Origin of the sequence: Mucilaginibacter straminoryzae (assembly GCF_022953055.1) — a bacterium.
In the GTDB taxonomy this organism is placed as follows: Bacteria; Bacteroidota; Bacteroidia; order Sphingobacteriales; family Sphingobacteriaceae; genus Mucilaginibacter; species Mucilaginibacter straminoryzae.
This window is the reverse complement of sequence record NZ_JALJEJ010000005.1, coordinates 1-14,996: the sequence shown is the minus strand read 5'-3', so window position 1 is coordinate 14,996 and position 14,996 is coordinate 1. Positions and strand designations below refer to the sequence as shown.

Here is a 14,996-nt window from a genome sequence, read left to right as displayed (position 1 = left end):
TATGGAAGCAGTTAAAGAACACCGGTCTACAAAAAGCGGCGTCAGCAGCGACGAAGCTATTATCGAGATCAAAGGCTTGAAGAAAAGCTTTGGAAGTAAAGAAGTACTGCGGAACATCAACCTGACGGTAACCAAGGGTGAGAATATCGTCGTGCTTGGGAAATCCGGCCAGGGGAAGTCTGTTACCATTCAATGTATTGTGGGGATGCTGACACCAGATGCCGGCTCTGTTAAGGTTTTTGGTAAGGAAGTATCCGAACTGAACGACGAGGAACTAAAAGATCTGCGTACGCATATCGGTTTCCTGTTCCAGAGCGGCGCTTTATTCGATTCTATGACCGTGCGCGAAAACCTGGAATTTCCACTTACCCGCGTATTAAAGTTAAAAGACCAGAACGAGATAGACCAGCGCGTGAACGAAATACTGGAAGGAGTAGGGCTGCCGGAAGCGGCTGAAAAGATGCCCTCAGACCTTTCTGGTGGTATGCGTAAACGGATAGGGTTAGCACGTACGCTGATTGTAAAGCCAGAGATTATGTTGTACGACGAACCGACCACCGGGCTCGATCCAATTACCTCAAGAGAGATCAGTCAACTGATCCTTGAGATGCAGAAGAAATATAAAACCACTTCGATCATTATTACCCACGATATGGAATGCGCACGCATAACGGCAGACCGTGTAGTGGTGATGAATGACGGTGAATATATAGCGGAAGGTTCTTTTGATGACCTTCAGCATAGTGATAATCAATTTGTAAAATCTTATTTCAGCGACAGTATATGAGAACTACTTCCTCACAAAAATTAAAGATCGGCCTGTTTGTTATAGTAGGCCTCGCGATATTATTTCTGGGTATCTTCCTGATCGGAAACCAGAAAAGCATGTTCAATTCTACCTTTTCCGTTAGCGGTACCTTTAAGAACGTGAACGGTTTGATGGTAGGTAATAACGTCCGTTTTGCAGGTATAAACGTGGGTGTGGTAGAAGACATCAACATCGTAACGGATAGCACAGTTAAAGTAGACTTAACCATTAACGAAAACGTACGGAAGTTTATCAAAAAGGATGCGAAAGTGAGCATCGGTAGCGACGGGTTAATGGGCGATAAACTGATTGTCATCACCCCGGGTAAAACCAATGCCGAAGTGGTGAACAGCGGCGACCAGTTAGCAGCCGTTAACCCGGTAGATGTAGATAAGATCATCGGTAAGTTGACACGCGTTGCTGATAATGCAGAGAAAATTACAACCAGCTTAAGCGGAATTTTTGAGGACGTGAACAATGGAAAGGGCACTTTAGGCCGCTTGTTACATAATGACCGTATGGCGAAGGATTTGGAGACCACCGTAGCCTCGGCAAAATCAACGGTGAAAAATGTAAATGCGGCAACGACTACCTTGCATGAAGACCTGAAGGCGGCGCAGCATAACTTCTTGTTAAGAGGTTTTTTTAAGAAAAAACAAAAGGCAGCACAAGAGCGCCAGGATTCGATAAAGAAGGCGCAGGAAAAACTGCAAAAGCAACAAGAGAAAGAGCAAAAACGCCTGGCTAAAGAAGAAAAGAAGCGCCAGGATTCGATCCGGAAAGCACAAAAGCAATAACATCAAAAAGGCGCCTCATCGGGCGCCTTTTCTGCTTATTCTAATTCTTTAGTGATCTCTGGTGAAAGTGGTGTTACTTTAGAGCGGTAACGGTGGATCAGTTTACCATTTTCATCGATCAGGAATTTCTCAAAGTTCCATTTGATCTCGCCGGTAAAATCAGGGTTTGGTGCGCTGGTAAGGTAAGCGAACAGCGGTGAGATATCGTCGCCTTTCACGCTTACTTTTTCACTCAGCGGGAAAGTAACGCCATAATTCTTCTGGCAAAACTCTTTAATTTCAGTAGAAGAACCCGGTTCCTGCTGCGCAAAGTTGTTGGCAGGGAAACCAATTACTACCACTTTATCTTTATACTGGTCTGCAAGCTTCTGCAGTTCTGCATACTGCGGGGTAAAGCCACATTTAGAAGCGGTATTAACGATCAGTAATTTTTTGCCGCGGTATTTTTTTAACGAGAATGCGTTCCCGTCAATATTCTTCAGTTTAAAATCATAAACCGACGAAGGTGCCACAAATAACATGGCGAATAAGAATGCTAATATTTTCATTGTTGTATCTTGGTTAGTTATCAACGTAAAATTAGTGTAATTAAACACTAATTTTAGTCAGATAAAAGTCTTCTTTTTCTGTCATCAAAGCTTTCTCGGCAGGCTTTTTATCCTTGTAACCAAGCAAATGCAATGCACCATGTATTACAACGCGTTGCAGTTCGCGGATTTCCGGCACGGCAAATTTTACCGCATTTTCCTTAATTCGTTCAATGGATATAAAAATATCGCCTGTGATTACTTTATCCTTTTCAGAATTATCAAAGGTGATGATATCTGTATAGGTATCATGGTTTAGGTATTGCTGGTTGATCTGCAACAGATACTCGTCAGAGCATAGGATGTAGTTCAACTCGTCCAGCTTGTAACCTTCTGCTATAATCGTTTCCTTTATCCACTTTTTAAGCGCAAGCTTACCGGTGAGCTTGTAGGATATATCTTCTAAGAAAAAATTAATTACGGGCATCAGAATTTAAAATGAAGCTCTACTTCATTACCTCTATCATTAAAAATACATTGATCTGCCAGGTGTTTAACGATAAAAACGCCCCGGCCGGTCAAACTTTCCAGATTTTCTTCAGCAGTAGGGTCAGGCAGGTTATTATAGTCGAAACCAGGGCCTTCATCTGCTATTGTCCAGATAATGCGGCGGTTATCTACCTCTGCGTTAACAATTACCTTTTTCTCCGGGTCTAATTTATTACCATGGGTGATAGCATTCATCACTATCTCGTTAAGGCAGGTCATCATATTGGCAAAGGTGTCTTCGCCCACCTGGTAGGTATCAGCTATTTCTTCGATAAGATTTTCGAGATCAATAATACTTTCCGGGCTTGAAGGAAGCTGTAGTGTATATAATTTTGCCGCTTGAATGTTAGGCCCTTGCATACTACTTACCATTTAGTTGGTTAAAATATTGTTTAACTTTTTGTTTATAGTACAAATTCAGTTCCGGTGAAACGGTTTTCAGCTGTTCGGTTTGTTTTACCTTTTGCTGCTGATACTGCTGAAGTGCCTTGATATAACCGGGCGGAAAATCCTTCCCGGATTGGCTTAGGCGTTCTTTATCCTGTTCACGTTCCTGCTGTGCCTTTTCTGCTTCAAGTAACCGGGTCTGTATCTGTTGTTGTCTTTTTATGGTCTCGTCTGTAATTCGTCTGTTTACGATATCGTTCTCTGTTTGTTCCATTTGTTTTGCAATTTTGTCCAGATTACCGCCATTACCTTTTCCATCTTTTAACTGTTCGCGGTTAAATTGCTCTATTGCCCGTCTGATATCCTGTTGCTGACGGGCCATACGCGCCAGCTGTTCGCTTGTACTCTGATGCTGGCTTTGGCCCTGGTTGCCCTGCTGTTGTAGTTGGTCGCGCATTTTTTGCATGTTATTGTTCAGCTGTTGCTGCATGCGGCTTAATTGCGACATGCTTTGCTGCTGTTTGCCCTTACCCCCCTTTGCGTTCTTCATGCTGTTTTGCAGTTGGCTCAACACCTCATTCAACATCAGTGCCAAATTATTCATGGATGTCATGGCGTACTGCTGGCTGCGGTTAGCTTCCATTGTACGCCTGTCGCCCAGGTAATCAATTGCTTTGCTAATTTGCGTATTTATTGCGTTTATTTCGTCATTAACGGTAGATTGTATTTGCGGCACCTTTTTACTCAGGGCATATAAAGAGTCTTCAGCGGTTTTAAGATTGTCTTTTATATCTTTCTGTTTTTGCGAAAGCCGCGTATAATTTGGGTCAGACGGGCTGGTATTTCTAAATGTCTGCATCAGTTTTTCCTGATCGAACGAGCTGTTCACCAGGTTTTTTATCAGTTCCCTCAATTGTTGCGCATTTAAAGACAACTGCTGGCCTTCCTGTTCCTGGTTGTCCTGCTGTAGCTTACGACCGAGTTGCTGCATCGCCTCGGCGGCCTGTTGCTGAGACTGGGCTGCTTTTTTATTATTGTTCTTACTGAGCTGTTCGGCGCTTTCATTCATTTTCTGTTCAATCTGCTGCTCTTCCTGCTGCGGATTACTGAACTGAGATTGCTCATTCTCTTTCGCCAGTTTTTCCAGGTCGTTCAATCCTTTTTTTACCTCCTGAAAATCTTTATTTAGCTGTTGCTGCTGCTGGTTCAGTTGCTGCCGGTTGGCAGCATCACTCTGTTTGGATTTTTCGGCCAACTGCTGTTGCTTTTCAGCCAGTTCGTTCAGCTTATTTACGTTTTGATTTAGTTTTTGCTCAAAATCCAGCTTTTTATATAGTTCTGCCATCCGCTCCAGTTCTTTTTTCATCGAGCGGTTTTCGTTTTGCATCTGGTTTAATTCTTCACGGGTACCGGTTTTTTGTTCGGTTTGCAGCAGCTCTTTCAGGCGTTCCAGCATTTCGCGTGTTTTTGGGTCTAAAAGGTTCTTCAACAGCTCATCCATTTGTTTCTGAAGCTGGGTAACCTGTTCGTCCTGTTGCTGCGTTTGCTGACGGTTGTAAATATTCTTCTGATTTTCATCCCGGATGTTTTTTAACATTTCTTCCAGGTCTTTCCGTTTCTGCAGCAGGTCTTCCACCTGTTTTTTCTCGTCGAAGCTAAGCTCGCGTTTGTTCAATAAATTCTGGTTCAGTTGCTGCGTTTCTTTTTCGAGTTTGGCAGCCATTTTGGCTGCCGACTGCATTTTTTGCTGAACTTCTTTTGTACCTGCGTTTAACTCGTTCGCTATCTGCTGATTGGTGGGGATATCCAGCGATTTCTCGTTTGTCCGGGCGGTTTTAGGCCCTTTAACAGCATCGTTATCTACCACCTCGAAATAATAACTGATACGGTTACCTGGTTTTGCTTTCAGGTCTTTCAGGTTCCAGAAATAGAAGAAATCTGCGGCGGTGCTGGTCAGATCAGCCTTAACGGGCATGCTATAACTGCCCGCTTTCTTATCGCCATCATAAACCGTATAGTGAAAACGAAGGGAACTGAAGCCATGGTCGTCCTGGATCTTCCCGTTGAAATATAAAGCCTTCATGCTTACCGAATCCTGCTTTTCCTCGGCAACAATAGCAGGGCTTTCATCGGCAATTATATGAATTGCATAAGCGGCCGAATCGCTGTTGATCACCTGTTTATTCAGCGGTTTTAACAAATACGTTCCGCTGTTTAAAATGCGCTCGGTATTGGTAAACACATCTTGCTGAGAAGGTTTCAGCAGCTTTTGCTGCTGGTTTAGTTTAAAAATTACCTGGTCGGCATGTTCTGTATGCAACTGCCATTGCACAAGCGTACCTACAGGTATGGTTAAATCGCCGGCATTGGTGATCACCTCATTCTTTTTATGTAGATATGCCGGATAGGTAAGTGCCGCATTAAAATGAAGCAGCGATGGTTTTGCATTTACCACTAACTTATATGTGGAAGAACTATAACCGCCGCCGCTCAGTTTGAAGGCAAGCGTATGCTGGACGTTTGTAAACAGGTAAGTAAATCTGCTGAGCGAAAGCTTATCCAGTTTAAAGGTATGCCCCTCGGTTTCGATATATAGGGCATCCGGAAAATTATTCCCTTGCAGCTTCAGGTCCAGTTTAAAATCCTGGCCTTGTGTGGCTTGTAAAGAAGGATTGGTAATAATAAACTGAAACGGCGCAGCAGGGGCAAAATACTGATTATGCTTTACCAGCCTTACGGTACCATCGGTCAATATTTTAGGAGCTGCAAACGCGATGATTAAAATAAGCAGGGCAGGGGGGATAACCCATTTTAGGTATTTAACGTTCTGGCGGATATCTACCGCGGTCGGAAAACGTACCGGACGAAGTACTTCGATTTTTTGATCGATACTGGCCTGGATCAGTTGCGCGTGCCGCGGATCGCGGTCTGCTATTTCCTTCAACTGTAGTGTATTCAGCAGCTTGTCCTGGATTTCGCCAAAATGCTGCCCGATAATTTCTGCCGCCTGGTGGTGAGAGATGGTTTCTTTTAACCTTAACAACGCAAAGACCGAGGGCAGGATGTACCTGCTAATGATGGCCAGGTTAAGTGCGATAAATGAATAAAAGATTACCGTGCGCGAGAAGGTAGTAAAATGGCCAAAGTACTCGCTCAGCGTTGCAACGATATAGCCGGTTAGCAGCACTGCCGCCCAAAGGATAACACCCCGTAACAGCTTGTTAAGATAGTACCTGCGGATGAACAGATCTATCTTTTCAATCAGTAATTGGTAGTTATTACCTGGCTGCATAACCATAAAAGTAATGATTTTAACTAAAACGCGCTTTTGCGCGGTGTAATTGTATGAATTAAGAAAGTCTTAATGCGATTCATAAAAGTATCTTTGCAAATTATAATCCATGCTAACAGTAGCCCTATGAAAATATCAGTACCTGTGCTTCTAAGTACTTTAATGCTTTTTTGTGCTTGCAACAACAAAGGTAAACCAGCGGAAGATAAAATAGATACCGCAAAAAAGGTAAACGCGGTAAAGCCGAACACGCACCTGGAAGGTGTTTGGTTTGATGAAGAGATCAAGACAGATAAAGGCGAGCAGATTGCCTATGAAATTGTTACACGCGGCGAGCAGACCTTTATACAGGTAGTTGCTTTTAAAGGGAAAAAGCTGAACGTGCCCGATAGTCCAGACCTTTCTCCGGATGCTACCGAACTAAAGAAGCAAGGCGAGAAGTTTGTAAGCAAACAAAACGCTAACGAGCGATACGAGATAGATAAATCTGGCGATTTGTTGATCTATGACGAAAGCGGACTGGTTGTGCGTTGTAAGAAACTGCTGTAATTTTAAAACACAAAAGCGCTGTTCATTTACCTAAAAGGAAATGAATAGCAATAACCTTAGACCAGATTTTTACGTTAAATAGATTATTGTCGCAAAATTGGCTGGGGAACATTATCTTAGCGAGATAGAAGGCGATGAAGCAGAACTTTTAAACCGTTTAAATCCCTGCTTAATTTAAGATATGACTGGTACCGATAAGCGCTTGAGCGTTGTATACGCTTGTGATAATAACTTCGCCCCATTGCTGGCGGCTTCCATAAAATCACTCGAGATAAACTCCGCCGGTTCTTTAATTGATGTTTATATCATTGATGACGGGATCAGTTCTTCAGGTATTCAAAAACTAAAACAATCTGTTACCTCATCAGATGTTGCGCTGAAGTTCTACCCGGTAAAAGAGGTGGTAGGCAAAATTAAACTTCCTTATTTTAATAATGCCCGTTTGCCGGTAACAACTTTCTTCAGGCTGTTTGTACATACTTTTATCCCCGAAGGTACGGAGCGGGTATTATACCTTGATTCGGACATGATCGTGCTGGGAAATATCCGGGAGCTTTGGGATATTGATCTTGGAGATCATATTGTAGCCGCTGTTCAGGATCCTGGCATTAAAACGTTGGGATGTTCATGGGGTGGTGGTGTGCGTAACTGGGAAGAATTGGGTTACCACTCTGAAGACTTATACCTTAACGCAGGCTTGCTGCTGATCAATTACAAGAAATGGGTAGAGTTTGATGTTTGCAATAAGGCGCTGGACGCAGCAGTAAAATATCAGAAATACATTGTTTATGGCGACCAGTACTGTTTGAACGTCGTATTGGCCAACCGCTGGCTGCCGCTCGACCCGGAATGGAACCATTTAGTAGATAATGATCAACCCGGCGCCAAACTGCTGCATTATATAGGTAACAAACCTATCTATACTAATTATAGTTATAGTGAAAAATACCGGGATATCTTTTTTGATTACCTGAAGAAAACTGCTTACCGCGATTTTAAAATGGTGAGCGGCTTTACCCGGCAGGTAAGGATGGTTAAACGTTTCTTCCGAAAAATTTTCGGTTAGCCGCTGCTGGTATGGAATCTCATCACTTTGATCGGGTAACGCTGCTGATTACACACTATAATCGCAGTAAATCACTGGAGCACTTGTTGGCTAAATGTGCGGAATTCGGTTTGTCTTTCCAGGAAACAATTGTTTCTGACGATGGAAGTAAGCCGGAGCACCTGGAGCATGTGAAGCAACTGCAACCAAATTATGGGTTCAGGCTCGTCAGCACGCCTGTAAATAAAGGGCTTGGCAACAATATTAACAAAGGGCAGGATGCCGTAACTACACCCTATACACTTTACGTTCAGGAAGATTTTGAACCTACGGCGAACTTCGCCCCCAACTTTACAAACGCAGTGCGTTTGATGGACGAAGAAAAGCAATGGGACCTGATACGTTTTTACACCTTCCCCTGGGCGCCTTTCCCGTATCTGCGCGATTATAAGTACGGATTTTCCGAAATGCTGTATCGCCCGCAGGTATGGTTTCTTAACCACCTGAAATTCAGGATTTACAGTGACCACCCACATCTGCGCCGGTCTGACTTCTTACACAAGTTCTGCCGTTACCGTGAAGGTGAACGGGGCGACCCGACGGAATATGCCATGTGCCTTTGCTTTATTAAGAAAGGCGGTAAAGCGCTAATGTTTAAAGGACCGGATCTTTTCCTGCATGAGGCCGGTGGCATTGAGCCGAACACGATGGTACGCAGTACCTGGAAATTAAAACAGTCTGTTTTTGTGAACTCGTTAAGGTTTGTATACCTGAAGGGGAAAGTGTTAAACAGCAGTGTGAAGCTGATGTTCACCGATGTTAAAGATTTGAAATAACCTGCCGTCATCTTCATGTTTTTTAAACAGATCATTGATAAACTCCGCAACCCGCATATTGTAAACCTGATTGGTAACGCAGTAATGTCGGTACTGAACATGGTGCTGATCGCCATATTTTTCCGCTACCTGTCAATGGACGAGATGGGGATCTGGTTTTTCTTTCAGGGTACCATCGGGCTGATCGATACCTTCAGGGCGGGGTTGATCACTACGGCTTTCATCACCTCTTATGCCGGTAATACAGAAGAACGCTCGCGCGAGATAGCCGGATCTGCCTGGTACCTTGGTTCTGGTATTACCGTGGTGTTTATCGTGATCAATCTGGTTTACCTATTGCTGCCATACCGGATCCCCGACGGCGGTACTGATCTGTTTATCAAATGGTTTGGATTGGTGTATGTGATCACCTTGCCATCATTCATCGCAAGCTGTATTGCCCAGGCAGAGCAGCGGTTTGATCGTCTGCTGTATATCCGTGCCGTGAGCCAGATCCTGTCCATCGTTTTTGCATTGGTGATGATCCTGACAAATCATGTTACACTGATGATGGCCGTTTACACCGGTTTTCTGGCAGGTGGTATAGCCAGCTTAATGACCATTATGTTAGGATGGGCGCGGATAGATACGTTTAAAAATTACTCGAAAAAGACCATCCGGCATTTGTTTGATTTTGGTAAGTATAGCGTGGGCACCAGCCTGGGGAGCAGTATGTTCCGTAACTCGGACACCTATATTATCAATTTTATGCTGGGGCCTGGCAGTCTGGCTGTATACAATTTGGGCTTAAGGCTGATGGAGTTTGTGGAAACCCCTTTGCGCAGTTTTGCCGCTACGATTATGCCGCCCCTGTCTGCAGCACATAACCAGGACAACAAACCGCACGTCATCTATATATTGAAAAAGTATGCAGGGATGGTGACTATTGTGATTTTGCCTATTGTAATTGGCTCGTTGCTGTTTTCTGAATTTGCCGTGTGGATTGTAGATAAGAAGTACGTTGCTACCGCGGCCCCGAACGTGTTCCGCATATTCATGACCTTTGCCCTGCTTTACCCGGTAGAGCGTTTTATGGCCCTTACGCTTGATGCCACCAACCAGCCACAAGTGAATGCTGTAAAGTTAATCTTTATGCTGGCCGCAAATATCATTGGCGATGTACTTGGTGTACTGATCTTCCATAATGTATATGGTGTGGCATTGGCAACCCTGCTGCCGGTAGTAGTTGGCTTACTCATCAGCTATTTCCGGTTGCAGAAATATTCGAAGTTTAACCTGCTGGATGTTTACCGCATAGGTTACCTGGAAACGTTCTGGCTGATCCGCGACAGCATTAAAGCGTTTAAAAACCGCAATAAGAAAGTAGCGGACGGCTAAAGCTTCTTTAAAAAACAGGAAATTCCTCTTCCGGCATTTTATCAAAATTGTATATTTGCCATCCATCATTTTCGGGATGTAGCGTAGCCCGGTATCGCGCCAGCATGGGGTGCTGGAGGTCGTAGGTTCAAATCCTGCCATCCCGACTTAAGAAAAAGGACTTATGATTAAGAATCTAAGTCCTTTTTTTATTTTAGTCTAACACACTTTGCACGTTTAGATAGTGCCGTTCATGAATTGCTAAATAAACAGATGATGTAAGTTCTATAGTTTTTAAAAATGACCTTTTTATATTCATATATTTTTTTTGAAATAATATATAGTTAACTTAGCCAAACAACCTGAACATCATGAAAAAAAATATTCTTGCCTTGTTTTTTCTGTTAATCCTTGCAGGTACGGCAAATGCCCAATTTGGCGGCCTATCAAGATGGTTTAACAAAGAAGTAATACCTACCCTGAAAGGCAAGCGACCATTAAACATTGATCCTACCCGCATCCGGATCAGTGAAAACGGAAAAGATATTTTGCGGGCTTCAACTACTGGTAACGGTAGTTTATATGTCAACCTCGGCGGCGTCAAAGTCCAAACCAATGATTTGCGAAAAGAGATATTAAGGACAACCGCAGTATTAAGTGGCAACACGGCGGTAATGTCCCAGGTAGCATTTGAGCAATTTCAAAGAGCACATCAAAACATGCTGAGGAAGGCAGTCGAGCAGGACGGTGTGGTGGTTTCTACTAATGCCCCCTCAAATTCGGCGACGCCTGAACTAACGAGTGGTCGGGAAGTGATTGTATATAATAACACTGATAACGAATTAAGCTACGCGATGAACGGCAAGTTTTACAAGCTGGAACCAGACAAGGGCTTTCGTCATTTTGCTACCGACGGACAATTCTTTCTGCAGTTTGACGAGGACCCGACAGAACAAGCGCAAATCGGCCGTTATTATCTTACCGGAAACAGTTATAGTTTATATTACACCCAGCAAAGCGATAAAATCGGTATTGCTAAAATGGATTAAAACTTATGAAACGAAGAGCATTTGTTCAGGCCCTGGCCTGCACCTCCACTTTGGCGGTAATCAACCCGCTGGAAATCATGAATTATTTTGAACCGGCGAGAGATGTGGTGTTGCCCTTCATTGATGGCAAAAAAACGGTTACGATTTTAGCACCGAAACGCATTTTGGTTAATCAGGCACAGGCCCAATACCAGGTACCTTACGGTTATCAGGGAGCTTATGCATATGGTAATATGGCGCCATACCAAAATTGGGTCGCGCAGCAACAGGCTATCGCGCAGTGGCAGCAGCAAATGCTATATTGGCAGCAACAGCAATATGCGGCCTGGCTGAATCAACAACATATTATGGCCGTGCAAAATATGATGTACCAATATCAGGGGCAACAGATTGCTCCACCGCAGGTTTGGCCTGGTGTCCGCTCCATTTACGGTTTTGCAAAAGACTATTCCAATACGCCAACCATGATCGGGGTTAACGAATATGCACAGCCGGTTGCCTCGAAAGAAACCCTTCGGGGTGCTGCGAAAATATTCGCAAGCGTGAATCAATATTATGACGAGCAGGAAGCTGAACGAACAACAGGACCGCAAACAGTCGAACAACCTGTGCAAATATCCATTCCGAATAACAGCATGACGCTTAGGGGTAAGGCATATGGCACCAAGAACGGCTTTGTCGCTGTTTCAAATCCTGATCAGCCGGTACAGTCAAATGACGGGAGGGTTGGCCGCCTGGGCAAGTACGTTACCGGCCCGGACGGAGAACAATATACAGTAGTTTAAACTACTGGGCCAACTTTTTTGTACTGGTTTGAGAGGTACCGTATTCCCGGACGATCTTTCCGTTGCGGTTGATGATATACTCACGGGTAAGTTCGTAGTACGAGTCGGTACCTACCAATATTCGTTCTGGAGCGGTTTCGATCCTGGCCTCACCATTTTTATAGCCTTGGCTGATGTTATAAAACTTGTAACTGATTACAAGTTCGCCTGTTTTATCGATGAATCCCCATTTACCTTGTTCGTTGCAAACTGGAGCCAGGCCTTCTTCGAAAGTCTTCCCGTCCTTGAATGACTTGGCAAAAGCTTGTTTGCCTGTTTTGTCAATATAGGTAGCTCGGAAATTATCACCTTTGACACATGCCAGGCCATTGTTAAAGAAATTGCCGTGTTTGTAGCCCAGGGGTATAACGACTTTGCCGGTAACATCTGCATAGCCGTAACGGTCGTTTAGCTCTAACAAGCCCATACCATCATTAAAGTACAAAGCGCGGTCGTAAATCAAGGGCGTGATCACTTTACCGCTCTTATCTATGTATCCCCATTTACCTTTAGAATTGGAGACAGCCGCAACACCATTGTAAAAGTCGCTGGTAAGAGTGTAAATCGGTGGCACAACTTCCTGATACGCTTCATTGACGAAGCCAAATTTGCCATTAAACTTCACCTGTGCCATACCTTCGCTAAACTCATAGTTGTCGTTGTCATAATTTCGTTTCATCGTCACAGTGCGGACCTTGCCATTTTCGGAGATTTTGACTTGCGGCGCTTGTGCGTTGCAAAGGATGCTACCTAACATTAGGGTTATGCCAATCAATTGTATTTTCATGTGATTTAAGGATATTGTTTTCTGGTTGAAAAGCGTTTGTTTAGACATCTTAATATATACAATTAGCAACAATTATCAACAACAGATAACTGACATTGTCAAATGATTGCCGCCATTTCCACCGATTCGTCTCATCAGCAGATAGTTTAAGTTGTTATTATTTCAGTTGAAAATATTCGATGATCTCGCTGTTACTTGAACAAATTTATTACCTATCTAAAGCGTATGATACGGAAGCAAAAAAGAGAACGTCTGCTTTTAATTCAGGTGTTATACATACTAAAGGACTAATTACATCGATTCACTTTTACAAAGGTCAACAGTTGATATCAACTACACTGTTAATGGTAAACTTTACCAGTATTCGGGAGGTTGGGATGATAATCCTAAACGGTTTTCAATAAGCGACTCAATCAATTTGAAGTACGCTGTTATTGATCCCTCTATAGCAACGTCAGAACTGGAAGATAAATATGATAAGTAACGTCGATATATTTCAGATTTCTTGGCATATTCGTATCAAACCGTTAAAATCATTAAGCTTAAACCGATCATGAAAGCCTATCGCTCTAACGGTTATGAGAGATAAGGTATAAGTTGGCAGTCAATAAACGTCTATGAATGTATTGAAAGAGTTTTTGAAATATATGGGTGCTTTGTGCTTGAATAAAGAGAAGCTTTCTAATATTCCTCGCTATATGAGTTTATTAAAAAATTGGTTGGTGTTCACTATAGCAAGTACAACATTGTGCTATTCCCAGGCAAATACGCATACGGACAGTCTTTTTGCTACAAAAAACTATTTACAGGCGATCACCTCAACAATCAACCAGGTGAAAGATCCCAAACAAAGGGTGGGAAAGCTTGATAGTCTGATACGATTGGGCACTGAGCAAAAAGCCATTTTTGAACGCAATATGAAGGTATTGCTAAAAGAAAATGATCAGGAATACAAGATGGTGTCACGCTCGTTCAATTTTATATTACAGTCAGTCATATTATACAAGACCGACATGAAGGAGAATAACTATAGGTCCAACCAAAGTACAAAAACCGAACTTGTTTACCTGAACAAAAATATACCACCATTGATTGATAAAATATACCGGTATTGTTCAGTTGCCCAAAAACGTCATTAACAATGAGTATTAGCCGTTTTCGAGATGAAAATAAGCGCCTAAGTCATTTTCAAACGCAGGTTTTGGTGCATTGCCTTCAGTGTGACCTGCGGGCACTGGCCACTGTTGATTATGCAGAAAAGCGGGCCCGTCTATTTTGCATTAATTGCGGGCATAACCGCAATGTAGCTACGACTGATGCTTCGTTCGGACAGCTTATCATGGCGGCACACGCATACTTTAATGCCAGGCTATGGTTGCAGGCTCCTTTCAAAAACGATACCTTTTGGGCTTATAACCATGAACATCTGCTTTACCTCGAGAATTATATATCGGCGAAATTGCGCGAAAGTAATGATCGTACCCATTTTACCCTTCTTGAAAAACTCCCGAAATTTTACCATGAAGCCAAAAATAGAGAGGCCCTTTTGAAACTTATCGAAAAATTAAAAAAGACTTTGTGAGGCTGCGAATTTATGGATGAACATAGCTGATTCTAACCATTGCCGTTACATCAAGAGTTATTTTGAAAGGTTTCCGAGTAGATATTTGGGATAACTAACTCCGTAGCTCTATTCTAAGTTATTTGTTAAGATTCAAACAGCCGCGTAGTCGGCCAGAGAAGGCTTTGTCACAAATTCTATAAATAGTATTCGTGACAATTAAGTTTTGAGTTTGATGAACCTGTTAAGGTAGTGCTAAGCAGGAAACCATTGTAACCCAAAATCCGGTATCACCTATTACGATACGTGGTTTTAAGATCTGGCTTTTTTATTACGAATAGGTTTTAGCTAAAAAGACACGACTAGCAAGATTTACGATGGATCAATTATAATTAGCTATCAATCAATGCTATAGTTGAAATAAATTTTTGTGAAGATTATCAATATTTCTTTTTTCTGAAGAAATTGTTAAAAAATTATCAGCAGAAGGGTGGAAATGTAAAAGCTTTTCTTACCTTTGCACTCGCAAAAAGGACGAGGGAAACCTGTTCCGGGAGCTAAAGAGACTGAAGAAATAAAAATAAAATTTATTTTGGGAATGTCAAAAAGCTTCTTACCTTTGCAGCCCC

Annotated in this window: 15 protein-coding genes and 1 tRNA gene; 11 read left to right on the top strand and 5 right to left on the bottom strand. The window is 42.8% G+C overall.

From position 1 onward, the window contains the following. The first annotated feature begins 1 nt into the window (after position 1). Together MUY27_RS11940 and MUY27_RS11935 are read left to right on the top strand one after the other, a co-directional pair. Entirely contained in the window at positions 2-787 is a 786-nt protein-coding gene (locus MUY27_RS11940) for an ABC transporter ATP-binding protein (RefSeq protein ID WP_245130261.1), read from the top strand. Further along, positions 784-1,605, top strand: a complete 822-nt coding sequence (locus MUY27_RS11935; protein WP_245130260.1) for an MlaD family protein — start codon at positions 784-786, stop codon at positions 1,603-1,605. The genes MUY27_RS11940 and MUY27_RS11935 overlap by 4 nt, the downstream gene beginning before the upstream one ends. Positions 1,606-1,640: 35 nt before the next feature. Here MUY27_RS11935 and MUY27_RS11930 read toward each other — a convergent pair whose 3' ends face one another. From MUY27_RS11930 to MUY27_RS11915, 4 genes are read right to left on the bottom strand one after another with little or no spacing between them, the layout of a single operon-like run. Continuing rightward, positions 1,641-2,153: a glutathione peroxidase gene (locus tag MUY27_RS11930; protein ID WP_245130259.1), complete on the bottom strand. Its 513-nt coding sequence runs from the start codon at positions 2,151-2,153 to the stop codon at positions 1,641-1,643. Between the two features lie 40 nt (positions 2,154-2,193). After that, positions 2,194-2,619 carry an rRNA maturation RNase YbeY gene (gene ybeY / locus MUY27_RS11925; protein WP_245130258.1) on the bottom strand — a complete coding sequence of 142 codons (426 nt, stop codon included), beginning with the start codon at positions 2,617-2,619 and terminating at the stop codon, positions 2,194-2,196. Beyond that, on the bottom strand, positions 2,619-3,053 hold the full coding sequence (locus MUY27_RS11920) for an ATP-binding protein (protein WP_245130257.1): 435 nt from the start codon (positions 3,051-3,053) through the stop codon (positions 2,619-2,621). Before MUY27_RS11920 ends, ybeY begins: the two co-directional genes overlap by 1 nt. Then, positions 3,043-6,366 carry a DUF4175 family protein gene (locus tag MUY27_RS11915; RefSeq protein ID WP_245130256.1) on the bottom strand — a complete coding sequence of 1,108 codons (3,324 nt, stop codon included), beginning with the start codon at positions 6,364-6,366 and terminating at the stop codon, positions 3,043-3,045. Before MUY27_RS11915 ends, MUY27_RS11920 begins: the two co-directional genes overlap by 11 nt. A 120-nt stretch (positions 6,367-6,486) precedes the next feature. Here MUY27_RS11915 and MUY27_RS11910 point away from each other — a divergent pair, with 120 nt between their 5' ends. The 7 genes from MUY27_RS11910 (at position 6,487) to MUY27_RS11880 (ending at position 11,980) form a co-directional block, all read left to right on the top strand. Then, complete coding sequence (locus tag MUY27_RS11910) at positions 6,487-6,909, top strand: hypothetical protein (RefSeq protein WP_245130255.1); 423 nt, start codon at positions 6,487-6,489, stop codon at positions 6,907-6,909. Between the two features lie 181 nt (positions 6,910-7,090). Further along, positions 7,091-7,975, top strand: a complete 885-nt coding sequence (locus MUY27_RS11905; RefSeq protein WP_245130254.1) for a glycosyltransferase family 8 protein — start codon at positions 7,091-7,093, stop codon at positions 7,973-7,975. 11 nt (positions 7,976-7,986) lie between these two features. Next, the gene (locus MUY27_RS11900) at positions 7,987-8,790 is read left to right on the top strand and encodes a glycosyltransferase (protein ID WP_245130253.1); all 804 of its coding nucleotides are present in this window, start codon (positions 7,987-7,989) and stop codon (positions 8,788-8,790) included. 15 nt (positions 8,791-8,805) lie between these two features. Continuing rightward, complete coding sequence (locus tag MUY27_RS11895) at positions 8,806-10,167, top strand: lipopolysaccharide biosynthesis protein (protein ID WP_245130252.1); 1,362 nt, start codon at positions 8,806-8,808, stop codon at positions 10,165-10,167. Between the two features lie 72 nt (positions 10,168-10,239). Continuing rightward, positions 10,240-10,313 (top strand) — tRNA-Pro (locus MUY27_RS11890). A 204-nt stretch (positions 10,314-10,517) separates the two neighbouring features. Then, entirely contained in the window at positions 10,518-11,195 is a 678-nt protein-coding gene (locus tag MUY27_RS11885; protein ID WP_245130251.1) for a hypothetical protein, read from the top strand. A gap of 5 nt (positions 11,196-11,200) precedes the next feature. Next, positions 11,201-11,980, top strand: coding sequence for a hypothetical protein (locus MUY27_RS11880; protein WP_245130250.1), 780 nt, complete (start codon positions 11,201-11,203; stop codon positions 11,978-11,980). A 1-nt stretch (position 11,981) separates the two neighbouring features. Here MUY27_RS11880 and MUY27_RS11875 read toward each other — a convergent pair whose 3' ends face one another. Beyond that, positions 11,982-12,698: a WG repeat-containing protein gene (locus MUY27_RS11875; protein ID WP_245130249.1), complete on the bottom strand. Its 717-nt coding sequence runs from the start codon at positions 12,696-12,698 to the stop codon at positions 11,982-11,984. A gap of 725 nt (positions 12,699-13,423) precedes the next feature. Between MUY27_RS11875 and MUY27_RS11870 the strand changes: the two genes are divergently transcribed. Further along, entirely contained in the window at positions 13,424-13,945 is a 522-nt protein-coding gene (locus tag MUY27_RS11870) for a hypothetical protein (RefSeq protein ID WP_245130248.1), read from the top strand. Between the two features lie 2 nt (positions 13,946-13,947). Further along, entirely contained in the window at positions 13,948-14,388 is a 441-nt protein-coding gene (locus tag MUY27_RS11865) for a hypothetical protein (protein ID WP_245130247.1), read from the top strand. Positions 14,389-14,996 lie beyond the last annotated feature (608 nt).

Bases quoted from the DNA above. Each gene is read 5' to 3' on its own strand.
- MUY27_RS11940 (WP_245130261.1), top strand. From the start codon at position 2: ATGGAAGCAGTTAAAGAACACCGGTCTACAAAAAGCGGCGTCAGCAGC.
- MUY27_RS11935 (WP_245130260.1), top strand. From the start codon at position 784: ATGAGAACTACTTCCTCACAAAAATTAAAGATCGGCCTGTTTGTTATA.
- MUY27_RS11930 (WP_245130259.1), bottom strand. From the start codon at position 2,153: ATGAAAATATTAGCATTCTTATTCGCCATGTTATTTGTGGCACCTTCG.
- ybeY (WP_245130258.1), bottom strand. From the start codon at position 2,619: ATGCCCGTAATTAATTTTTTCTTAGAAGATATATCCTACAAGCTCACC.
- MUY27_RS11920 (WP_245130257.1), bottom strand. From the start codon at position 3,053: ATGGTAAGTAGTATGCAAGGGCCTAACATTCAAGCGGCAAAATTATAT.
- MUY27_RS11915 (WP_245130256.1), bottom strand. From the start codon at position 6,366: ATGGTTATGCAGCCAGGTAATAACTACCAATTACTGATTGAAAAGATA.
- MUY27_RS11910 (WP_245130255.1), top strand. From the start codon at position 6,487: ATGAAAATATCAGTACCTGTGCTTCTAAGTACTTTAATGCTTTTTTGT.
- MUY27_RS11905 (WP_245130254.1), top strand. From the start codon at position 7,091: ATGACTGGTACCGATAAGCGCTTGAGCGTTGTATACGCTTGTGATAAT.
- MUY27_RS11900 (WP_245130253.1), top strand. From the start codon at position 7,987: ATGGAATCTCATCACTTTGATCGGGTAACGCTGCTGATTACACACTAT.
- MUY27_RS11895 (WP_245130252.1), top strand. From the start codon at position 8,806: ATGTTTTTTAAACAGATCATTGATAAACTCCGCAACCCGCATATTGTA.
- MUY27_RS11885 (WP_245130251.1), top strand. From the start codon at position 10,518: ATGAAAAAAAATATTCTTGCCTTGTTTTTTCTGTTAATCCTTGCAGGT.
- MUY27_RS11880 (WP_245130250.1), top strand. From the start codon at position 11,201: ATGAAACGAAGAGCATTTGTTCAGGCCCTGGCCTGCACCTCCACTTTG.
- MUY27_RS11875 (WP_245130249.1), bottom strand. From the start codon at position 12,698: ATGAAACGAAATTATGACAACGACAACTATGAGTTTAGCGAAGGTATG.
- MUY27_RS11870 (WP_245130248.1), top strand. From the start codon at position 13,424: ATGAATGTATTGAAAGAGTTTTTGAAATATATGGGTGCTTTGTGCTTG.
- MUY27_RS11865 (WP_245130247.1), top strand. From the start codon at position 13,948: ATGAGTATTAGCCGTTTTCGAGATGAAAATAAGCGCCTAAGTCATTTT.